This window comes from Rhodococcus sp. 06-418-5 (genome assembly GCF_002258285.1).
Taxonomy (GTDB): domain Bacteria; phylum Actinomycetota; class Actinomycetes; order Mycobacteriales; family Mycobacteriaceae; genus Rhodococcoides.
The window spans coordinates 149,524-170,554 of the sequence record NZ_NOYE01000037.1; the positions used below are offsets into that span (position 1 = coordinate 149,524).

The 21,031-nt window shown below is 65.4% G+C and carries 18 protein-coding genes; 9 read left to right on the top strand and 9 right to left on the bottom strand.

The genetic code is table 11. From position 1 onward, the window contains the following. Positions 1 to 51 precede the first annotated feature (51 nt). Both CH274_RS25885 and CH274_RS25890 read left to right on the top strand, forming a co-directional pair. Positions 52 to 954: a glycosyltransferase gene (locus CH274_RS25885; RefSeq protein WP_094659332.1), complete on the top strand. Its 903-nt coding sequence runs from the start codon at positions 52 to 54 to the stop codon at positions 952 to 954. Further along, complete coding sequence (locus CH274_RS25890; protein WP_094659333.1) at positions 951 to 1,955, top strand: polysaccharide pyruvyl transferase family protein; 1,005 nt, start codon at positions 951 to 953, stop codon at positions 1,953 to 1,955. Before CH274_RS25885 ends, CH274_RS25890 begins: the two co-directional genes overlap by 4 nt. A gap of 28 nt (positions 1,956 to 1,983) precedes the next feature. Here the strand turns inward: CH274_RS25890 and CH274_RS25895 are convergent, their stop codons facing one another. From CH274_RS25895 to CH274_RS25915, 5 genes are all read right to left on the bottom strand, one after another. Beyond that, entirely contained in the window at positions 1,984 to 2,601 is a 618-nt protein-coding gene (locus CH274_RS25895; protein ID WP_094659334.1) for a class I SAM-dependent methyltransferase, read from the bottom strand. Positions 2,602 to 2,865: 264 nt separating this feature from the next. Continuing rightward, complete coding sequence (locus tag CH274_RS25900) at positions 2,866 to 3,219, bottom strand: DUF1801 domain-containing protein (RefSeq protein WP_032394047.1); 354 nt, start codon at positions 3,217 to 3,219, stop codon at positions 2,866 to 2,868. Between the two features lie 214 nt (positions 3,220 to 3,433). Continuing rightward, positions 3,434 to 4,513 carry a redox-regulated ATPase YchF gene (gene ychF / locus CH274_RS25905; RefSeq protein ID WP_032394046.1) on the bottom strand — a complete coding sequence of 360 codons (1,080 nt, stop codon included), beginning with the start codon at positions 4,511 to 4,513 and terminating at the stop codon, positions 3,434 to 3,436. A gap of 99 nt (positions 4,514 to 4,612) precedes the next feature. Further along, the gene (locus tag CH274_RS25910; RefSeq protein WP_094659335.1) at positions 4,613 to 5,320 is read right to left on the bottom strand and encodes a TIGR03620 family F420-dependent LLM class oxidoreductase; all 708 of its coding nucleotides are present in this window, start codon (positions 5,318 to 5,320) and stop codon (positions 4,613 to 4,615) included. A 34-nt stretch (positions 5,321 to 5,354) separates the two neighbouring features. Then, positions 5,355 to 6,191 carry a helix-turn-helix domain-containing protein gene (locus CH274_RS25915; protein ID WP_094659582.1) on the bottom strand — a complete coding sequence of 279 codons (837 nt, stop codon included), beginning with the start codon at positions 6,189 to 6,191 and terminating at the stop codon, positions 5,355 to 5,357. A gap of 102 nt (positions 6,192 to 6,293) precedes the next feature. On the opposite strand from CH274_RS25915, the gene CH274_RS25920 reads away from it, so the two are divergent. Beyond that, a complete protein-coding gene (locus CH274_RS25920; protein ID WP_094659336.1) occupies positions 6,294 to 7,064 on the top strand; it encodes an SDR family NAD(P)-dependent oxidoreductase in 771 nt (256 codons plus the stop codon). Between the two features lie 19 nt (positions 7,065 to 7,083). On the opposite strand, the gene eda is transcribed toward CH274_RS25920, so the two are convergent. Further along, a complete protein-coding gene (gene eda / locus CH274_RS25925) occupies positions 7,084 to 7,713 on the bottom strand; it encodes a bifunctional 4-hydroxy-2-oxoglutarate aldolase/2-dehydro-3-deoxy-phosphogluconate aldolase (protein WP_094659337.1) in 630 nt (209 codons plus the stop codon). A 32-nt stretch (positions 7,714 to 7,745) separates the two neighbouring features. Then, a complete protein-coding gene (gene edd / locus CH274_RS25930) occupies positions 7,746 to 9,569 on the bottom strand; it encodes a phosphogluconate dehydratase (protein ID WP_094659583.1) in 1,824 nt (607 codons plus the stop codon). 142 nt (positions 9,570 to 9,711) lie between these two features. Here edd and CH274_RS25935 point away from each other — a divergent pair, with 142 nt between their 5' ends. The 6 genes from CH274_RS25935 (at position 9,712) to CH274_RS25960 (ending at position 16,846) form a co-directional block, all read left to right on the top strand. Beyond that, positions 9,712 to 10,893, top strand: coding sequence for an ROK family transcriptional regulator (locus CH274_RS25935; RefSeq protein ID WP_094629557.1), 1,182 nt, complete (start codon positions 9,712 to 9,714; stop codon positions 10,891 to 10,893). Between the two features lie 142 nt (positions 10,894 to 11,035). After that, positions 11,036 to 13,309, top strand: a complete 2,274-nt coding sequence (locus CH274_RS25940) for a carbon starvation CstA family protein (RefSeq protein ID WP_094629692.1) — start codon at positions 11,036 to 11,038, stop codon at positions 13,307 to 13,309. Beyond that, positions 13,310 to 13,480 carry a YbdD/YjiX family protein gene (locus tag CH274_RS25945; protein ID WP_072692145.1) on the top strand — a complete coding sequence of 57 codons (171 nt, stop codon included), beginning with the start codon at positions 13,310 to 13,312 and terminating at the stop codon, positions 13,478 to 13,480. 57 nt (positions 13,481 to 13,537) lie between these two features. Then, complete coding sequence (locus CH274_RS25950) at positions 13,538 to 15,004, top strand: AlkA N-terminal domain-containing protein (RefSeq protein ID WP_094659338.1); 1,467 nt, start codon at positions 13,538 to 13,540, stop codon at positions 15,002 to 15,004. Next, positions 15,001 to 15,498 (top strand): methylated-DNA--[protein]-cysteine S-methyltransferase, encoded by a 498-nt coding sequence (locus CH274_RS25955; RefSeq protein WP_045199133.1) that lies wholly within the window; start codon positions 15,001 to 15,003, stop codon positions 15,496 to 15,498. The genes CH274_RS25950 and CH274_RS25955 overlap by 4 nt, the downstream gene beginning before the upstream one ends. A 106-nt stretch (positions 15,499 to 15,604) precedes the next feature. Beyond that, positions 15,605 to 16,846 carry an AI-2E family transporter gene (locus tag CH274_RS25960; RefSeq protein ID WP_032394214.1) on the top strand — a complete coding sequence of 414 codons (1,242 nt, stop codon included), beginning with the start codon at positions 15,605 to 15,607 and terminating at the stop codon, positions 16,844 to 16,846. On the opposite strand, the gene CH274_RS25965 is transcribed toward CH274_RS25960, so the two are convergent. Together CH274_RS25965 and CH274_RS25970 are read right to left on the bottom strand one after the other, a co-directional pair. Beyond that, positions 16,828 to 19,836: an AAA family ATPase gene (locus CH274_RS25965; RefSeq protein ID WP_094659339.1), complete on the bottom strand. Its 3,009-nt coding sequence runs from the start codon at positions 19,834 to 19,836 to the stop codon at positions 16,828 to 16,830. The two genes, CH274_RS25960 and CH274_RS25965, sit on opposite strands and share 19 nt — an antisense overlap. Beyond that, positions 19,833 to 21,023, bottom strand: a complete 1,191-nt coding sequence (locus CH274_RS25970) for an exonuclease SbcCD subunit D (RefSeq protein WP_094659584.1) — start codon at positions 21,021 to 21,023, stop codon at positions 19,833 to 19,835. The genes CH274_RS25965 and CH274_RS25970 overlap by 4 nt, the downstream gene beginning before the upstream one ends. Positions 21,024 to 21,031 lie beyond the last annotated feature (8 nt).

Below are 21,031 nucleotides of genomic sequence, written 5' to 3' on the forward strand. Positions count from 1 at the left end.
GCAGCGGGGCACGCGGCCGAACGGTGCCCGAATTCGCGATAGGGTCGGACCGTGCCGATCAGTCTCGTTTCCATCGTCCTCCCCGTGTACAACGGGTTGCCCGATCTGGATGAGCAGCTCGAGGCCGTCGCCGCACAGGACTACACGGGCGACGTCGAGCTGATAGTCAGCGACAACGGCTCGACCGACGGCCTGCGCGCACACCTCGAGAATCTCTCTCTGCCTATGACGATCCGCATGGTCGACGCCTCCGCCAAGCGTGGAGTCTCGTACGCCAGAAACGCCGGCGTGAAAGCTGCGCGCGGTGACATAGTTGCCTTCGTCGACCACGACGACGTCGCTCATAAGACCTGGCTGACTGCTCTGGTACACGCACTCGACAGTTTCGACGCGGTGGGCGGCGCTCTCGAAGTCGAATCCCTCAATTCCCCGGAGGTGGCGTCGTGGCGAACCGTCCCGCCGCCCGGCGCTCTGTTCCGCTCCGCCTACCTGCCGTACGCACCGGGGAGCAATTTCGCCATGTGGCGGAGGGTGTTCGAGAAGGTCGGAGACTTCGACGAAGACTTCGTCGGCGGTGCCGAGGACGTCGACTACTCGTGGAGAATTCAGCAGGCGGGATCGACACTCGGACATGCCGCGGATGCAGTGGTCGCCTACCGCGTCAGAACGACTGTCCGTCGATCGTTCGAGCAAGGTCGGGCGTACGGCCGGACGTCGTATCAACTGTCGACGAAGCACCGCGCATCGGGCTGCCCACACCCCTCGTCCGTGGTCAGGATTCCCGTACACGCGGTGTCGATACTTTATCTTGCGACAGTTCGTAATCCGTGGCTGCCGAATGTACTGAGACCGATGCCGAGTGGTTTGTGGGCTCACTACATCGGGATTCACTACGGCGCTCTGCGAACACGAGTGACCTCGCTCGGCCGACGACAGAGACCGAGCGTCCGATGACGTACGAGACCGTCGATGCGCTACGCGAGGAGACTCTCGGCGTCCTGCGGCCTCACGCGGAACCGGGAGATCGTGTGGCGCACCTGGACTTTCCGAATCACTACAATGCCGGTGACTCGCTCATCCACGCCGGTGAGGTCGAGTACCTGAAGCGGTTGAACGTGCACGTCGACTACGTGTCCGATCCGTTCACCCACAACGATGCTCTACTCGAAGAACGAATCGGCGACGGGACCCTGTTCTTGCAAGGCGGGGGAAATTTCGGCGACCGGTGGCCGATCGACCAGAGGTTTCGTGAAGCAATCGTTGCGCGGTTTCCTCGCAACAAAATAGTGTGCCTCCCCCAGAGCATCGACTTTGCCGATGCCGAAGCCCTTACGAGGACCGCAGCCCTGTACGCGCAGCACCCGGATCTCACCCTCATGCTCCGTGAACAACGTTCGTACCAATTGGCGCTCGAGCATTTCCCGAGCAACCGCGTCGAGTACTGTCCGGACATGGCTTTCGGTGCCGAGATCGCGCGCAGCGCCGAAGGCTCTGCAGTGGAGGTCGTGAAGCTCCTGCGCGCCGATTCGGAAAGCCTCGGTCATGCATCGGTGAACATCGACGCTTCATCCGTCCAATACGATTGGGGCCTGCACGGAACGGATCTGGCGATCTCGACGGCGGTGATGCTGCCGACTCTGATTGCGCAACGTTTCCCCAGAACGAATCGTCTGCTCTACCCCGCCCTTCTCCGCTCGTACGAGCAAACGGCGAAGCTCAACCTTCGTGTGGCCCAACGCATTCTGAACCTCGCACCCGTTGTCCTCACCGATCGACTGCACGCCGCGGTACTGGCGGCGATGATGGGCAAGCGTGTCGTGGCGATGGACAACGCGAACAGGAAGGTGTCCGGTATCTACGACGCCTACCTGCACCGCTTCGACAACGTCCACTTCGCGTCGACCACCGACGAGGCCGCCGAGTTGGTGCGGCAGGCCGTGTCCGACTGTCGGTGAGGAACGCTTCTCGACCCCGCGCGGAGGTTCAGAAGGGGTAGCGCCCCTCGGCCCAGGCGCGGGCAGCCGGAGGTGTCACCGCATCGACAGGTTCGCCGTCGCGGAAGTACTGCGTGTGCAGAATCCGGCCCGCATCGACGGCTTCCTGCCATGCCTGAGTGGGGCCTTCGCCGAACCAGAGCCACGGGGTGATGTCGTCCATGATCACGATCGAGTCCGCGGTGGCGAGTGGACGGAGGTCGTCGAGGTCTGCGCGAGCACCTTCCACCGAATGGTCGCCGTCGATGAAGATGACGTCGAACCGTACGTCCGGATGTTCCTTCGCGTAGGCCGCGATGGTGGTGTGCGAGTCGCCCGGGATCAGGGTGTGCCGACCCGGAAAGTGTTCGTCGATATGTGCTTTCGCGGCGTCGCTGTAGGCATAGGCTGCCAGGTCGAAGGACACGACGGTCGTATCGGGCGATGCGTCGAGGAACGCCCAACTCGAGAAGCCGGCATTGAACCCGACCTCACAGATCACCTTCGTACTCTCCCGTGTCGCAAGCGAAGACAAGTATGCCTGCTCCGCCTCGTCGGCTCCACGCTCGAAAGGTTCCCCAGCAGTGGCCGTTCGGTGCACCAAGGCTTCGAGTTCCTGCAGACCCATTCACGTTCTCCTATCGTTCGATTCGAAGCGTAGTCAACATCATTGGGCGGCGCAGACGACGACGCCCACTCGCAGAACGTGCCGCAATGATCACCGATAGGCGTCCCTGCGATGAGCAATTGCTATCACTCGCACCACAACTCGGGTGTCGTAGATTTGGTGGACGAGGGGTCACGGATGAACTCACGTCGGGCAACGGCGACCGCCTCGGGTAGTCCTCCGAGCGCCGCCGTCCCGACCGGATCCGCGGTCGACCGAACAAGCTCAGTCGACGACCGAACGGACGATCTCGGCGATGCGCTGCGCCGTGCCCTCGTCCACAGTCTCGAAGAACCACGCCGCAGGCATCAACTCTCCGTCCGCGCCACCGGCAGCGCGGAACACCGCCTTCTCGGTGATGGCCAGATTCAGTCGATCGTCGTTGCGCAGCGTCACCAGCGCCGGTGTGCTCGCCGACTTCGCATAGGCGGGCATTCCGTACCAGATCCGCGGCTTCAAAGTGGGTGCCGCGGACACGATGATGTCGTGCACACGCTGCATGACCGAACGCCGCGGTTCGTCCATCTTCGAGATCTTCTCGATCACCTGAGCGAGGTTCTTTTCGTCCTTCGACGACATGTCATGTCCTTTCGCCAACCGATGTCGGGCATCGGCACAATGAAGGAGGCGCATTTCTGCGCCGCACCCCATCCGGACATGTCCTGAGCTGGTCAGGCCTCTCCTCGATGATTCACGTGGTTGCCACGTGGAAGCGCAGTCGGTGGCGCGTACCACCGTGGTAACGATATCTGACACTCGGCGGTAAAGCGCCGCCGATTCTGCAATTCGGCGACTAGACGTTGAAGCGGAACTCCACTACATCGCCGTCGGCCATGACGTAGTCCTTGCCTTCGATGCGTACCTTGCCTGCGGCCTTGGCCGAGGCCATGGAACCCGCGGCGATGAGGTCTTCGTAGGAGACGATTTCGGCCTTGATGAAGCCGCGCTCGAAGTCGGTGTGAATGACGCCCGCAGCCTGGGGTGCGGTGTCACCCCGATGAATTGTCCACGCGCGAGCCTCTTTCGGGCCAGCGGTGAGGTAGGTCTGCAGGCCGAGGGTGTGGAAGCCTGCACGTGCCAACGCATCGAGACCGGGCTCGGTCTGTCCGACGGATTCGAGCAGTTCGGCTGCCGATTCCTTGTCGAGTTCGAGCAACTCGGATTCGATCTTCGCGTCGAGGAACACCGCATCGGCGGGGGCAACGAGGCGAGCCAGTTCGCCGATCTTCGCGTCGTCGGTCAGCACAGACTCGTCGGCATTGAACACGTAGAGGAAGGGCTTCGTGGTGAGCAGCTGGAATTCACCGAGCAGCTCGAAGTCCAACTTCGCCTTGGCCGAGAACAGCGTCTTGCCGTCGTTCAGCACAGCCTGCGCGGCCAGCGCCGCATCGAGTGCGGGCTTGCGATCCTTCTTGATCCGCACCTCTTTCTCGAGGCGCGGAATGGCCTTCTCGAGGGTCTGCAGATCGGCGATCGCGAGTTCGGTCTCGATGACCTCGATATCGGCGGTCGGGTCGACGCGACCGTCGACGTGCACCACGTCGTCGTCGGCGAAGACACGAACGACCTGGCAGATGGCGTCGGCCTCACGAATGTTGGCGAGGAACTTGTTGCCCAGACCTGCGCCCTCGGACGCACCCTTGACGATGCCGGCGATGTCGACGAACGACACCAGCGCGGGCACGAGCTTCTCCGAACCGAACACCTCGGCCAGCTTCTCGAGCCGGGGATCCGGCAGCGCGACCACTCCGACGTTGGGCTCGATGGTGGCGAACGGATAGTTCGCGGCCAGCACATCGTTGTTGGTCAGTGCATTGAAGAGGGTGGACTTGCCGACGTTGGGCAGTCCGACGATTCCGAGGGTGAGGCTCACGGTCTATGGAGTCTACTTTGACGACACCACCAGCTCGGACAGTGCCCGGCCAGCGTCGATACTGGAAGCGCCGAGGGGTGCAAGAACGACGTGATCCGCTCACGCCTCGTGGTGCTCCGCCAACCGCGAAGCAATCGTCTCGATACTCCCCCACACCACCAGGCCGTCGACCAATCGGTCGCTGAGCTGGTCGACGTCGGCCTCGGCGAAGCCCATCCGCAGAAAGTTCTGCCGATAGCCGGGAACAGTGGCGAGAAAGCTCAGCGGCTGCCGAGCTGCAGCACGCGCCCGATCCGGGTCGGACTCGACCACGACGAACTGGTCGACCACCAACGTCGACCCACCGAGTGCACCGCGCGCCTGCGCCGTCCACTCCGGCGTCACCAGCAACGCGATTGCGCCGGCAGCGCGGTCCCGCGCCATCTCCAACTTCCTCGGACCGAGCGCCGCGAGCAGAAGGTGATCGGCGGGCACCTCGAGCTCGTCGAGGTACTTCCTCAACCCGGCCAAAGGCCGAGCACTCTGCGGCCCACCGAGGCCGACAACGAATCGACCGGTGCCCGAGAGCTCGTCGAACAGCTCACCGGTCTGTGCAGGTGAGTACACATCGACCGGCACGATCCCCGGAAGGATGGTCGCCTTCTCGGTCGCGTGGACCAGATCGGCCAACCTGCCGAGCCGATCGAGCTGTCCACCCGGCAACCAGACCGAGGTGAATCCGAGTGATTCCAACTCGTGTGCGTCGTCGAGGTACGACGGCGATACGTCGATGGAAATGCCGAGTCTGCCGAGACCGAGTGTGTCCATGCAGGCGACGCTAAAACCTCGAGTTATATCGAGGTCAAGTGCGGATCGCCGAACTCGGGTCCCAACTCGCCAAGATCGGCAGAATCTCGGCAGTGCTCGACCCGTCCTCGACCGTGTAGACGATGAGACTCTGATCCGGCTCGCTGGGCGAGGTCAGAAACTCGATACCGAATTCGAGGGTTCCCGCCGCCGGATGCTGGATGATCTTGGTTGCGCGCTCGAATTCGCGAACCTCGTGGTCGCCCCACCACTGCTCGAAACATGGCTCTGCGGAACGTAATTCGGCGATCAAGGCGATGAGCGCGCGATCCCCCGGTCGACGAGCGAGGTCACGGCGCAACCCCGCGACCGATGCTGCCGCGAACTGCGACCAATTGACGATTCGCTCGCGGGCGATGGGGTTGCGAAACAGATAGTGGAACAACGACTGGTCGGCGGACGGTTGCAGACTCAGTACCGATCGGACCAGCGAGTTGCTGGCCAGGACGGCCCCGCTGCGCCCGAGCAGGATCACCGGCACATGGTCGAGCGCCTTCATGACCTGGAGCAGACCTGGATTCGGTAACTGCGCAGCATCCTCGGTGGGCGTCGCCGGGGACGCGAGATCGAGTAGATGCGCGGACTCGACATCATCGAGCTTCAACGCACCGGCGATTGCCAGCAGCACCTCGTTCGACACGTTGGCCTGCCGACCCTGTTCGAGTTTGCTGTAGTAATCCGGACTCACTCCGGCCAGAGCCGCCAGCTCTTCGCGCCGCAGCCCCGGCACCCGTCGGGCACCGGGATACGTACGAATCCCCGCCTCGATCGGGGTCATGCGGTCGCGCCGATCACGCAGAAATGCGCTGAGGGCGGACCTGTCTTTGTTCACGAATCCCACAGTAGCGACATGGGCGATCGGCAACCTGGTCATGACAGACCTAGGCAGAACGACGCCTGGTTGCCTGCCTCGACCGACCGTAGACATGGCGTCATGACTTCTTCCACTTCTCCGCAGCTCCTCGGACGCACAGCCGTCGTCACCGGATCGACCAGTGGGATCGGTGCTGCCATCGCGCTGACCCTCGCCGCCCAGGGGGCATCGGTGGTCGTCAGCGGCCGCGACGCCGAGCGCGGCAAGGCCCTGGCGCACAGCATTTCCGAGACAGGCGGCACTGCGGCCTTCGTCGACGTCGATCTCTCGGGCAGCTACCAGGAGCTCCGCGAATTCGCGGCCCGCGCCACCGACGCTCTCGGCGGCCGCGTCGACATTCTCGTCAACAACGCCGGCATCTATCCGGCCACCGCCACCGCAGACCTGCCCGACGACCAGCTCGACGCGATGCTCGCCGTCAACGTCCGGGCTCCGCACGTTCTCGTCGGCGCGATGGCCCCGGCCATGACCGAGCGCGGCAGTGGTGTCATCGTGAACATCGGATCGTGGATGGCCACGATGGGGAGCCCGTTCGCCGCGATGTACTCCGCTACCAAGGCCGCCGACGAGCAACTCACTCGCAGTTGGGCTGCCGAGTTCGGCCCACGCGGCGTGCGGGTCAACGCCCTCGCACCCGGCGCGACGCTCACGCCGGGCAACGAGGATGCGCGGCAGGTGTTGGACGCCATGACGGCCGGAACGCCTGCAGGCACAGTGCTCTCTCCGCAGGACATCGCCGACGGCGTTCTGTTTCTGGTATCGGACAACGCCGCGATGATCCACGGCACAACGCTGTACGTCGACGGCGGTATCTCGGTCACCCGCGGATGAACACTCGTGGTGCTGACCGCTACTGGGCTGTTGCCTTCAGCGTCGAGGTGGCCTCGGCCAACCGAGTGACGGCGTCCCAATCCTCCTGCGCGACGGCCGAAGCCGGAGTGAGCCACGATCCGCCCACACAGCCGACGTTCGGCAGCGCCAGGTAGCTCGATGCATTGGAGGTCGAGATGCCACCCGTCGGGCAGAAGCGTGCGGCCGGGATCGGCGAGTGGATCGACTTCAAGAAATTCGCGCCACCGGATGCTTCGGCCGGGAAGAACTTGAGCTCGGTGTGACCGGCCTCGAGCAGAGTGAGCACCTCGGACACCGTTGCGGCACCGGGCAAGTGGGGTAGTCCGGTGTCTCGCATCGCCTTGGTCAGTGACGGCGTACAGCCGGGCGAGACCAGGAACTGCGCGCCCGCGTCGGCGGCCTGCTTGGCCTGGCCGGGAGTGATGATCGTGCCGGCACCGATGAGGATGTCGGGAACCTCGGCGGCGATGCGCTCGATGGCATCGAGCGCCACCGGTGTCCGCAGAGTCAACTCGATGACGGGCACTCCGCCCGCCACCAGAGCGCGAGCGATCGGAACGGCATGGTCGAGATCGTCGATGACGACGACGGGAATGACGGGTACACGGTCGAGCAAGGATGCAGTCACGGTCTTACTTTCTCTCGAATCGGGTTCTCGGGTCAACGCATCACGAACATCGCACCCTCGTCTGCCGGACCGACGAGAGCACGCATCCCGGAGAACAGGTCACGGCCGGTGCTCGACCACTCGTCTGCGTCCAACACTCGACCGGTGACCGGTCGGGCTTCGAACTCGTCGAGCGGAACGTCGATCGACAATGTGCCACCGAGAGAGTCCACGGTGATCACGTCACCGTCGAGGATCTTCGCTATCGGTCCACCGCTCGCCGCCTCGGGTGTGAGATGAATTGCCGCAGGCACTTTTCCGGAAGCTCCGGACATCCGGCCGTCGGTGATCAGCGCGACGGACCGGCCGCGGTCCTGCAGGATACCCAACGCGGGGGTGAGCTTGTGGAGTTCTGGCATGCCGTTGGCCTGCGGTCCCTGGTACCGCAGCACCGCAATGAAATCGGTGTCGAGCAGTCCTGCATCGAATGCTGCCAGGAAGTCGGCTTGGTCGTCGAACACCCGCGCCGGACCGGTGACCACACGATGTTCCGGTGCCACCGCAGAGGTCTTGATGACGCTTTTGCCGATCGGACCGGTCAACATCTTCAGCCCTCCGTCGGCACTGAACGGCTCGGTTGCACCGCGTAAGACGGTGGCGTCATGACTGATTCGAGTTCCGTCCTGCCACATCACTCCGTCGCCGTCGAGCTTCGGTTCCTGTGTGTAGCGTCGCAGGCCCTGCCCAGCAACGGTTTTCACGTCCTCGTGCATCAACCCGGCGTCGAGCAGAGATCCGATGACGAATCCGAGGCCGCCTGCTGCGTGGAAGTGATTGACGTCGGCCTTGCCGTTCGGGTAAATCCTGGCCATCAGCGGCACGACGGCCGACAGATCGGACAGGTCCTGCCAGGTCAGCGTGATGCCGGCAGCCTTGGCGATGGCGACGAGGTGCATCGTGTGATTGGTCGAACCACCGGTGGCGAGCAACGCGACGCAGCCGTTGACGATCGACTTGACGTCCACGACCTCACCCACCGGCGTGTAGTTGTCACCGAGCGACGTCAGGCCGGTGACGACGTGCGCGGCCTCGCGGGTCAATGCGTCGCGCATCGCAGTTCCGGGGTTGACGAACGACGATCCCGGCAGATGCAGGCCCATGACCTCCATCAGCAGCTGATTGGAATTGGCCGTTCCGAAGAAGGTGCAGGTACCACTGCCGTGATACGACGCGGCCTCGGCGTCGAGCAGAGCCTCACGGCCAACCTTGCCCTCGGCGTAGAGCTGGCGCGCTTTTGCCTTCTCCCCGTTGGGAAGTCCGGACGTCATCGGACCTGCGGGCACGAACACCGCGGGAAGATGGCCGAAACTCAGTGCACCGATGAGCATTCCGGGGACGATCTTGTCGCACACCCCGAGCATGAGGGTGGCGTCGAACATGTCGTGGGACAACGCAATTGCCGTCGACATTGCGATGATGTCTCGGCTGAAGAGTGAGAGCTGCATGCCGTCGCGGCCCTGAGTGATGCCGTCGCACATGGCGGGGACTCCCCCGGCGAACTGCGCGATGCCGCCGGCATCGATGACGGACTTCTTCAGCACGGCGGGGTAGTTCTCGAACGGCTTGTGCGCCGAGAGCATGTCGTTGTACGCCGAGACGATGGCGATGTTGGGCTTGACCATGCCGCGCAATGCTTGTTTGTCGGCCTTGCCGGAGGCGGCGAAACCGTGGGCGATGTTGGCGCAGGCGAGGCGACCACGGGCGGGGCCTCGATCTCCTGCGGCGTCGATTCGAGCGAGGTAGGCGGCGCGAGCGGACTGGCTACGGTCTGCGATGTGGTCGGTGACCTGCCGCAGGACCGGATGAAGTGTGTCCATGAGTATCTCCGATGTTCGGTCTCTCATCACTCACCTTAAGGCCGCTTAGGTCGATCGACAACCCAACTTATGCTTTTCGAAGTTATAAGTGGCACTTCTTAGGTTGTTGCCGTAGAAGTTGCCAGTTGGTTGAATGGCGTCTATGTCGATGCCGCGCCTGAGCGCTCCACCTGCGACGGCAGGCGAGGTTTTCGCTCTGGTCCGCGATGGAGAAGCTGATACCCGGGCCGAGCTCGGCCGGATCACCGGACTGTCACGGTCCGCCGTCGCGTCCCGCGTCGCCGCGCTCACCGGCCTCGGCCTGGTCATCGAAACCGAGGACACGCACTCGACCGGCGGCAGGCCTCCGGCGAGACTGTCGTTCGACATCGACGCCGGAGTCGTGCTCGCCGCCGCGATCGGACGCAGCCGCTCCCAGCTGGGCGTCTTCACCCTCGGCGGCGAGTTGCTCGCGAGCGACACCGTCGACCAGGAGATCGGCGTCGGCCCGGACGAACTGATGCCGCAGATCACCAAGCGACTGCAGGCACTGCTCGACGAATCGCACCGAACCGGCCACCGCATCCTCGGGGTCGGGCTGTCCATCCCCGGCACCGCCGACACCGACCGAGGCTGCAGCCTGGACTCGCCGATCATGCACGGCTGGGACGGGGTGCCGCTGGCCCCGTTCTTCGCCGATACGACGTCGGCTCCGGTGTTTCTCGACAACGACGCCAACGCGATGGTTCTCGCCGAACGTCGCGACAACAGAGATCGCTTCCAGAACGCCCTGTTGGTCAAGGCCTCGACGGGCCTCGGAGCCGGGATCGTGGCAGGCGGCGCACTGCAACGCGGATCACTGGGGGCTGCAGGCGAATTCGGCCACACCAAGACCGCAGCTGCAGCAGGTGTCGCCTGCCGATGCGGCGACAGCGGCTGCCTCGAAGCCATCGCAGGCGGCTGGGCACTGGTGCGCGCACTCAACGAACAGGGCCGCGAAGTCGGCCACGTCCGCGGCGTCGTCGACCTCGCGGTGAGCGGCGACCCCGAGGCACGCAGACTCATCCGCGACAGCGGTCGCCACATCGGCGAAACTCTGGCCGGGGCCGTGAACCTGCTCAACCCCGAGGTACTCATCATCGGCGGCGACATGGCGAACGCCTACGACATCTTCGTCGCCGGGCTGCGTGAAACCGTCTACGGCAACGCCACCGCACTGGCCACCAAGGCCCTCACCATTCAGGCCACCACCCATGGCGACCTCTCCGGAGTCATCGGTAGCGCCGCGCTGGTGCTGGATCAGGTGCTCAGCGCCAGAGCCGTCGACGACGCCCTCGGCGGCTGATCGGCACGCGCCGTCGGCACGGTTGCCGCTCGTCGCACTCCAGCGACCGCCGGGCGCACGGCGATGCGTCGATTCGAGGACGTGCGCCCGCGCCGGACATAGGGTGATCGCAGTCACACCTGCGAGCCTGGAGACCCCACACATGTCATTGAAAGCGGCCGACGAACCACACGTCGAATTGCTGAAGACAGATCCCGATCTGCCGCCCGTCGGCGTCGTCGAGTCACATCCGATGACCCCGATCAAGCGCCTCATGCTCGTCGCCATCGGCCTTCTCGGCGGTGTTGCGTGGACGATCATCGCGATCGTCCGCGGAGAGAATCCCAACGCCGTCTGGTTCGTCATCGCCGCGGTGTGTACCTACATCTTCGCCTTTCGCTTCTACGCCAGGCTGATCGAACGCAAGATCGTCTTCCCACGCGACGACCGCGCCACCCCCGCCGAGATTCTGGAGAACGGCAAGGACTACATGCCGACGGACCGTCGGGTGCTGTTCGGCCACCACTTCGCCGCGATCGCCGGAGCAGGCCCGCTCGTCGGACCCGTACTCGCCGCTCAGATGGGTTACCTCCCGGGCACCATGTGGATCATCATCGGCGTCGTGTTCGCCGGTGCCGTACAGGATTTCCTGGTGCTGTGGATCTCGACGCGACGCCACGGCCGCAGCCTCGGCCAGATGGCCCGCGACGAACTCGGAGTAGTCGGCGGCACCGCCGCCCTGGTCGCGGTGTTCGTCATCATGATCATTCTCATCGCGGTGCTCGCCCTGGTCGTCGTCAACGCACTCGCCGAGAGCCCGTGGGGTGTCTTCTCCATCGCGCTGACCATTCCGATCGCCCTGTTCATGGGTGTCTACCTACGCTTCCTGCGGCCGGGCAACGTCACCGAGGTCTCGCTCATCGGCGTCGTCCTGTTGCTGCTCGCCATCGTGGCCGGCGGTTGGGTTGCCGAAACCGATTGGGGCACCGACTGGTTCACCCTCTCCAAGGTGACCGTCGCCTGGCTGCTGATCGGCTACGGTCTGCTCGCCTGCATCCTGCCGGTATGGCTGCTGCTCGCCCCGCGCGACTACCTGTCGACGTTCATGAAGGTCGGCACCATCGCCCTACTGGCCGTCGGCATCCTCATCGCGCGTCCCGAGATCCAGATGCCCGCGATGACCAGCTTCGCCACCGAGGGCAACGGGCCGGCATTCGCAGGGTCCCTGTTCCCGTTCCTGTTCATCACCATCGCCTGCGGCGCACTGTCCGGCTTCCACGCTCTGATCTCCTCCGGCACCACGCCGAAGCTGCTGGAGAAGGAAAAGCAGATGCGCATGATCGGCTACGGCGGCATGCTCACCGAGTCGTTCGTCGCCATCATGGCGCTCATCACCGCCTGCGTTCTCGATCAGCACATCTACTTCGCATTGAACGCACCGGCGACATTGACCGGTGGCACTCCCGAGGCTGCAGCTCCCTACGTCAACGGACTGGGACTGAGCGGCGGAGACATCACGCCTGCCGAATTGAGCCAGGCCGCAGCCGATGTGGGCGAGGAATCGATCATCTCCCGCACCGGCGGCGCACCGACACTCGCGTTCGGCATGTCCGAGGTGCTGCACCAGGTGTTCGGCGGCGAATCGCTCAAGTCGTTCTGGTACCACTTCGCGATCATGTTCGAGGCACTGTTCATCCTCACCACGGTCGATGCCGGCACCCGCGTCGCACGCTTCATGCTCTCCGACAGCATCGGCAACCTGCCCGGCGCATCGGCCAAGAAGTTCAAGGATCCGTCGTGGCGTCCCGGTGCCTGGATCTGCTCGCTGATCGTCGTCGCAGCCTGGGGCGCAATCCTTCTCATGGGCGTCACCGATCCACTGGGCGGAATCAACACCCTGTTCCCGCTGTTCGGTATCGCGAACCAACTGCTGGCCGCCATCGCACTGACGGTGGTACTCGTCATCGTGGTGAAGCGTGGCCTCTACAAGTGGGCCTGGATCCCCGGAGTTCCACTCGCCTGGGACCTCATCGTCACCATGACGGCGTCGTACCAGAAGATCTTCTCCTCCATCCCGGCCATCGGCTACTGGACGCAGCACTCGCAGTTCCGCGACGCCAAGGCGCAGGGCCTGAGCGAGTTCGGTAGCGCCAAGACACCCGAGGCCATCGACGCCGTCATCCGCAACACCTTCATTCAGGGCACGCTGTCGATCATCTTCGCGGCACTCGTCCTGGTGGTCGTGTTCGCCGGAGTGTGGGTCTGCATCAAGGCAGTGCGGGGAGACAACCTGCCCGACAACGAGGAGCCCGAGGTGCCGTCGAAGATCTTCGGTCCCACCGGGTTCGTCCTCACCCCGGCCGAGAAGAAGATCCAGGCCGAATGGGACGAGCTGATCGACGCGGGCACCGTCCGTCGCCCCGGATCGGCGCACTAGATGCGCGGGCTGTGGTGGTGGATCACCTCGGTGATGGGCGACCACGATTACGACCGATACGTCGCCCATCTGGCCCGCCACCACCCCGGTCAGGAACCGCCGACCGTGCGGCAGTACTGGAAGGATCGGCACGCGGAGGCGGACCGAAACCCGGGGGCACGCTGCTGCTGACGCGGTGATGTCCGATTTCCGCTAGCACCGACGCGTCCACGCTGACACAGTAGGTGCATGAGCAGCGAACGGCAGGTGCAAGAACTGGACTTCGATCGGTGTTATCGCGCGGTCTCCTCGCGTGACGCACGGTTCGACGGCCAGTTCTTCACCGCCGTCGCCACCACCGGCATCTACTGCCGACCCTCCTGCCCGGCCCGCACACCCAAGCCCGGCAACGTCTCGTTCATGGCCACCGCAGCGGCGGCGCAGCAATCCGGCTACCGAGCCTGCCGCCGCTGCCAGCCCGACGCCACCCCCGGTTCCCCACGCTGGAACATCCACTCGGACCTCAGTTCTCGTGCCATGCGACTGATCTCCGACGGAGCCGTCGAACGTGGTGGCGTCGATGGCCTCGCCAGCACCCTCGGTTACTCGACCCGTCAGTTGACGCGCGTGCTGACGGCCGAAGTCGGTGCAGGACCGCTGGCATTGGCCCGCGCGCACCGCGCCCACACCGCCCGCACCCTGATTCAGACCACCGACATGTCGATGGCCGACGTCGCCTTCGCGGCCGGCTTCTCCAGCGTTCGGCAATTCAACGACACCATCAAAGAAGTCTTCGCCGTCGATCCGTCGACACTGCGCAAAGAAGCACACCGCACGGCCGTTGCGACCGCGGGTGGAACGGTCACCCTGCGCTTGCCGTACCGCCCGCCGCTGGATCGCGGCTGGATCGAGTGGTTCCTGCGGGGCCACGTGGTCGAGGGCATCGAATCCTTCTCCGAGGACGGCGAATACGTGCGATCGCTGCGCCTACCGCATGCCGCCGGACTCGTGGCGTTGCGGGTGATGGACGGATTCGTCAGCGCCGCAGTGACATTGCAGGACATGCGCGATCTTGCCCCGGCCGTCGCTCGGATTCGCCACCTGCTCGATCTCGACGCCGATCCACTCGCCGTCGACGACGCCCTGCGCACGGATCCGCAGCTGGCACCGAGCGTCGACGCCCACCCGGGCATCCGTGCCCTCGGAGTGGTCGACGGCGCAGAGATGTTGCTGCGCACCGTGATCGGACAACAGATCTCGCTCAAGGCTGCGGCCACCCACACCGCCCGGCTCGTCGATGCTCTCGGTGCGCCACTCGATCTCGGCAACGGAACCGTCACCAGGTTGTTTCCCGAGCCTGCCGTCATCGCCGAACGGGGCCACGAAGTTCTCACCGGACCTGCCGCCCGGGTGCAGACCGTCATCCGCGTCGCCGACGCCATCGCGGCGGGAACCGTCGTGCTGCATCCCGCGCGAGAAGGGCCCGAACTGGAGCGAGAGCTGCTCGCGCTCAAAGGAATCGGACCCTGGACCGCCCGGTACGTCGTGATGCGGCTACTCGGCGATCCCGATGTTCTGCTCGATACCGATCTCGTCGTCCGCCAAGGTGCTCAGGCACTCGATATCTCGTTGGACAACTCTGCCCGCTGGGCTCCGTGGCGTTCGTACGTCTCGATGCACCTGTGGATCACCGCACTGGAAAGAAGACAGCCATGACTGCCACCGCCGCCACCCAGGACACTCCGATCGGGCCGTTCAGCACCATCGTCGACGACGATCAGCGCGTCCTCGCCTCCGGGTGGACCGCCGATGTCGAAGAGCTCCGCGTCCTGATCCACCCGACGATGCGACCCGACACCGTGCGCAGGGTGGCCGATCTCGGTGACGTGACGCGCGCCGTGGAGAACTATCACCGCGGCGAGCTGACCGTCATCGACTCCGTTGCCGTCGCGCAACGATCAGGCGAATTTCTCATGCACGCCTGGGGAGTACTGCGCACCGTCGAGCCCGGCGCACCGGTGACCTACTCCGAGTTCGCCGAACTGTCCGGAAGACCGGCAGCGATTCGCGGTGCTGCGTCGGCGTGCGCGCGCAATGCCGCCGCGCTGTTCGTGCCGTGCCACCGGGTGGTTCGAATCGGCGGGGCGCTCGGCGGTTTCCGTTGGGGGCTGCCGGTGAAGAAGTGGTTGTTGGCACACGAGGCTGCCTGAGCACGTCTCGTCGACGGGTCGTCCGATGGCGGTCACATACAGGCCGAGTACGCCGGACGTTATGGTTCTTCACGAACCGCCACCCGCCGAATGTGAGGACCCCACAGTGACCGAATCGGCAGTTCCCGGTAAGACGTCGAAGTCCGAGACGTCCGGCAATGATCGCGGTGACCTCATCGGGGTCGGCGGTGTGTGGTTGGCCAAATGGTCGCTGATCCTCATTTCCATCGCGGCCGGGGCGTGGGTGTTGGGCTGGCTGATCGGGCACCTCTGGGTGATTCTGCTGCCGGTCCTGCTCGCCGTGATCGTCGCGACGGTGCTGTGGCCGCCGGCCAAGCTGATGATGCGTCTGGGATTTCCTCCCGCTCTGGCCGCATCGGTGTCGCTCGTGGTGTTCTTCGTCGTCATCGGCGGCATCATCACTCTGATCGTTCCGTCGGTCGCCGAGCAGGCACCGGAGTTGGTCGACCAGGCATCGGGCGGTATCGCACAGGTTCAGGACTGGTTGAAGGGTCCACCGCTGAACATCGGCGACGACCAGATCGACTCGGCCGTATCGGCCATCGTTGCGCGGCTGCAGGACAGCGGCGAGGTCATCGCCACCGGCGTGTTCACCGGCGTATCCGCTGCGGGCTCACTGTTGGTGACCCTGGCGCTGGTGTTGGTACTGACGTTCTTCTTCGTCAAGGACGGGCCGAAGTTCCTGCCGTGGTTGCACGGATTCTCCGGTGGCCGCGCCGGACGCCATCTGGGCGAGGTGCTCTCACGGATGTGGGCGACCCTCGGCGGGTTCATCCGAACTCAGGCCATCGTCAGTTTCATCGACGCCTTCTTCATCGGTCTGGGACTGGTCATTCTCGGTGTTCCGCTGGCGCTGGTGCTGGCGACCCTGACGTTCATCGGTGGATTCATCCCGATCGTCGGTGCGTTCGTGGCGGGCGCTCTCGCCGTTCTGGTGGCCCTGGTTGCGAACGGGCTGACCACTGCACTGATCGTGCTCGCCATCATCGTCGCGGTACAGCAGCTGGAAGGCAATGTGCTGCAACCCATCCTGCAGAGTCGCAGCATGAACCTGCACCCGGCGATAGTGCTGCTGGCCGTGACCGGCGGTAGCTCACTGTTCGGCATCATCGGCGCATTCCTCGCCGTCCCGGCTGCCGCGGTGGCTGCCGTGCTGATCAGGTACCTGTCCGAGCAGATCGACGCCCGCTCGAACGAACCGGACCAGGACGAACTCGAGGACGAAATTCCGCCGCCCGAGGGGTTGACCGACGAGCAGGCCGGTCTGGACGACGAGGACGAGTCGAAGTCCGACAAACCTGCGTCGGGTCAGGACGCGACGACCTGAAGTGTCGATCCGGTGCGCTCCCGCTTGACGTAGAGGCGGCTGGGAATGCGTTGACGCATCTCGTCGACGTGGCTGACCACGCCGACGACGCGTCCGCCCGCACGTAGTTCGTCGAGAACCGACATCACCGATTCGAGGGTGTCGGCGTCGAGCGTGCCGAATCCTTCGTCGATGAACATCGTGTCGAGGACGACACCTCCGGATTCGGCGGCCACCACATCGGCCAGGCCCAAGGCGAGCGAGAGCGACGCGAGGAACGCCTCCCCGCCCGACAGTGTCTTCGCCGAGCGCACGACGCCGGTGTAGTCGTCCCTGATGTCCAGTCCGAGACCGCCCCGTTTGCCACGGACGCCTGCCTCGTCGGAGTGCACGAATTCGTAACGCCCCGACGACATTCGACGCAGCCTCGCGGATGCGGACTCGGCGACGTCCTCGAGTCGGGACGCGAGGACGTACGAGCGCAACGACATCTTGCGAGCATTCTGCCCCCGGCCTGCCACGACGTCCGCCAGGTTCGCCAGTTCGTCGAACTCGGCGCGTTGTGGCGCGATGGCCTGGGCGGCGGTGAACAGTTCGGTGATCAGTCGTTCCAGATCGTCTGCGCGCCTTCGGCATTCGGCCACTTCGGCAGCAGCGGCCCTGACCTTCTCGTCCAGCTCGGAACACGCATGTGCCAGCGGTTCCAGATCCACCGGCGGCCGGCCGGCCACGTCCACGATGGCGGGCTCGCGCAACACGTGCTCGGCATGTGCGCGCGCCTCCTCGGCGGTGCGCAGTTCGGTCTCGATCTGCTCGACGCGGTCGGCGGCCAGCACTGCCCCGGCTGCCGCGTCGACGGACTCGAAGCTCGACGCCTGCACTCGCCGGTCGAGTTCGGCTGCCAGCTCATCGGCCCGCGCAGTGGCGTCGAGCCAGGCGATACGCGCCTCCTGAATTCGCCGGGCACCGTCGATCAAGGCTTCCCGCTCCGCGATTCGGTCCACCAGCGACGCGCCCTCGTTCACTTCCTCGGCGACCGACGCTCGCATCTGCGTCAGCGATTTCTCGGTGGCCGAGATGCGTTCGTCGACGGCACTGCGCGAGGCGACGAGGTCGTGGAGCCTGACCGTCAGCGCGTCCGACTCGCTCCGCAGCCGATGCAGTTCCGCGGTTGCGGGTTCGACATCGGCCGCACGCGCACGAGCGTCCTGCACTGCGGTGGTCGCGGCATCGAGAATCCGGGTCAGTTCCGCAGCGGACTCCCCTCCGGTGCGATCGTGCAGCAGGTCCACGCCGCGTTGCGCTTCTGCGACGACCGCGACCGCTTGTTCGAGCGCAGCAGCAGCCTTGCGTTCCGCGGCGGCGGCCTTGTCTTCCTGCGCCTTGGTCACCGTCGACGTCGACGCGGCAGCGGGATGCGGGTGCACCTCCGATCCGCACACGACGCACGGCTCCCCCGCCTCCAGACGAGCCGCCAGCTCGGCCGCCATCCCGTCGATGCGTCGCTCACGGAGATCGAGCAGGTGCGCCCAGGCCGTGTTGTGCGCTGCTCTGGCGCTGTCGCGGGCCCGCTCCGCCTCGGCCAGAGTCGCGCGTGTGCGCACCAGGTCGAGGGCGGACTCGGCTGCCGCGCGGGCACGATCGCATCGCTCCTCGAGACCCGGCAACTCTGCCTCCGCCGAGGATGCTCGTGCCAGCCGAGATTCGACCGCTCCGATCTTCTCTGGCATCGACGCCTGCGACTGCACGGTGCGTTCGATCGCCGCTGCGGTGGTGCGTTGCTGCGCACGACAGTCGGCGAGGGTGCCGTCGAGTCGGTCGGCTTCTCGGGCCAGACCGAGCAGCGACTGCAACCGAGCGACATCGGTGGTCCAGTCACGCACGAACTGTGCGACGACCGTGCGCTCGGCCGACGGATCCGCCGGTGCCGGTGGCCAGTGCAGTGCAGCGTGGAAGCGTCGGCCCTCCGCCGTCGACGGGAGGGCATGCTCCGCCGCCGCGAGTGCGGACGTTGCGGCGTCGGTCGCCAGTCGTGCGAGACGGAGGTCTGCAGCAGTGTCCGCGATCGGCCCGGCGGCCGCGGAATCGGCGAGCTCGATTCTGCGCGCTGCTCGCACCGTCTCGCCCTCCCGATACTGCACGAGTTGCCCCTCGGCGAGTGCGCGTCGACGCTGCAGATCTACAACGGCGGTGGCCTTCGTCAGCGCTGCCGACGCACGCCGAGCTGCCGCGTCGATCAGCACCGCTCGACCTTGCGCGAGGGTCCGATTCTGCCGGGCTTCGTCGAGGACGTCGGCCGCCCATTCGAGGGGGTCCGGCTGTTCGCCGTCCTCGCCGGCGGGCTCGGGCACACCCGATGCCTGCGACACTCGGCCGAGCATGATGTCGATGGCGTGGTGAGCGTCGGCGAGTTCGGCGGCGAGCTCCCGGCGGCGCTGCGCGAACCACTCCTCGACATCACCGAATCTGCCTGTGTCGAAGAGTCTTTCGAGCAGGTTCCCGCGTTCGTCGCTGTCGGCTCGGAGGAACCGCGCGAACTCACCCTGCGGCAGCAGCACCACCTGAAAGAACTGGTCGGCACTCATCCCGAGCAGCGCGTTGACGGCGTCACCGATCTCGCTGAGCCGGGTGAGGTTCTGCCCGCGGCCGTCGAGCCAGGTGAGACTGGCCTTGGCGTGTTGCTTGGTGGTACCCGTACTTCGCAGCTTGGGCCGCAGGAATTCCGGACTGCGCACAATTCTGATCCGCCGCCCACCGAGTGTCGCTTCCAACGTGACCTGTGGCACCGCACCCTTGGCCGCGTGATCGGACAGCAGCCGCTTGCCCTCGCGACGAGCTCCGGGCACCGTTCCGTACAGCGCGAACGCCACGGCGTCGAGAACCGTCGTCTTGCCGGCTCCGGTGTGACCGTGCAACAGAAACAGCCCGTCGGCCCCCAGCGCATCGAAGTCCACCGTCTCCGTGCCGGCGAAGGGGCCGAAGGCGGTGATCTCGAGTGAATGCAGCCTCATGCAGCACCGCGGTCGGCCGTGGTGGCCGACCCGCGGGTGGCCTCGGTCTCCCGTTGCACGGAGGCCAGAGCGCGGGACAGGAGCGCGGATTCCGCGGCCGTCGGCACGCTGCGCATGTCCGTCACGAAGGAGGTGGCGATGTCGAGATCGCTACGGCCGCGCACACGGTCGCGGTAGCGAAGCTCGCCGGATCCCTCCGGCCGACGCCATTCCAGGTGGATCGCGTGCGGGAAACGCTGCTGCAGCAAGCGCATTGCGTCGACCGGTCGCACCTCGTCGGTGAGCACGGCGGAGACGTAGTGATCCTCGAACTCGCAATACGCTGTGTCCGTGGTCAATTCCTCGAGCGTTCCTTCGATGCGGGCGAGGCCGCGGACCACCGGCAGATCCATTCGCTCGACAGTGCCGAGCCCGTCGGCATCGAGATCGACGATCCATACCGCTTTGTGGTGCGACCGCTCGCCGAACGAATAGGGCAGCGGCGAACCGGAGTACCGCACCCGGTCGGTGAGGGTCTGGGGCGAATGCAGATGTCCGAGCGCCACGTAGTCGACCCCGTCGAACGCCGACGCAGGCGCGGTCTCGATACCGCCGGAGGAGATCGACCGCTCCGATCCGGTCGCTTCACCGCCGACGATGAAAGCGTGGGCGAGCACGACCGAACGAACGCATTGCCCTGCCTCGCTTCTCGTCGCGAGGTCGCCGCGCACCCGACCCATCGCGGCACCGAGAACGTCGGCATGAGTACGCGCAGTGGGAACGTCGAGTTCGACGCGAGTGGTTTCGGGCTCGAGATACGGAATGCCGTAGAACGCAACGCACCCGTGCTCGTCGTCGATGACGACCGGGGTGGCGACATCGCCCACCCGCGTCATCAGATGCAGCCCTCCTGCCGACGCGAAGGCCGCGCCTGCGCCCAGTCGAGCGGGTGAATCGTGATTTCCCGACGTCGCGACGATCACGGCACCGGCCGCGCGGATGGCCTCCAGTCCGCGGTTGCAGACCAGGACGGCATCGGCACTGGGAACAGCGCGGTCGTAGATGTCGCCCGGCACCACCACCACATCGATCGATTGTGCCGCAACCAGTTCCGCGATGGACCTCAGCACAGCGCCCTGATCGGCCAACAGGTCGACACCGTGAAAGGTGCGACCGATGTGCCAGTCCGAGGTGTGCAGAATTCTCATGCGTTCGA

What these genes read in the sequence shown, in the direction of transcription:
- CH274_RS25890 (WP_094659333.1), top strand. Translation starts at nt 951, where the DNA reads ATGACGTACGAGACCGTCGATGCGCTACGCGAGGAGACTCTCGGCGTC.
- CH274_RS25895 (WP_094659334.1), bottom strand. Translation starts at nt 2,601, where the DNA reads ATGGGTCTGCAGGAACTCGAAGCCTTGGTGCACCGAACGGCCACTGCT.
- CH274_RS25900 (WP_032394047.1), bottom strand. Translation starts at nt 3,219, where the DNA reads ATGTCGTCGAAGGACGAAAAGAACCTCGCTCAGGTGATCGAGAAGATC.
- CH274_RS25910 (WP_094659335.1), bottom strand. Translation starts at nt 5,320, where the DNA reads ATGGACACACTCGGTCTCGGCAGACTCGGCATTTCCATCGACGTATCG.
- CH274_RS25920 (WP_094659336.1), top strand. Translation starts at nt 6,294, where the DNA reads ATGACTTCTTCCACTTCTCCGCAGCTCCTCGGACGCACAGCCGTCGTC.
- edd (WP_094659583.1), bottom strand. Translation starts at nt 9,569, where the DNA reads ATGGACACACTTCATCCGGTCCTGCGGCAGGTCACCGACCACATCGCA.
- CH274_RS25935 (WP_094629557.1), top strand. Translation starts at nt 9,712, where the DNA reads ATGTCGATGCCGCGCCTGAGCGCTCCACCTGCGACGGCAGGCGAGGTT.
- CH274_RS25940 (WP_094629692.1), top strand. Translation starts at nt 11,036, where the DNA reads ATGTCATTGAAAGCGGCCGACGAACCACACGTCGAATTGCTGAAGACA.
- CH274_RS25945 (WP_072692145.1), top strand. Translation starts at nt 13,310, where the DNA reads ATGCGCGGGCTGTGGTGGTGGATCACCTCGGTGATGGGCGACCACGAT.
- CH274_RS25950 (WP_094659338.1), top strand. Translation starts at nt 13,538, where the DNA reads ATGAGCAGCGAACGGCAGGTGCAAGAACTGGACTTCGATCGGTGTTAT.
- CH274_RS25955 (WP_045199133.1), top strand. Translation starts at nt 15,001, where the DNA reads ATGACTGCCACCGCCGCCACCCAGGACACTCCGATCGGGCCGTTCAGC.
- CH274_RS25965 (WP_094659339.1), bottom strand. Translation starts at nt 19,836, where the DNA reads ATGAGGCTGCATTCACTCGAGATCACCGCCTTCGGCCCCTTCGCCGGC.
- CH274_RS25970 (WP_094659584.1), bottom strand. Translation starts at nt 21,023, where the DNA reads ATGAGAATTCTGCACACCTCGGACTGGCACATCGGTCGCACCTTTCAC.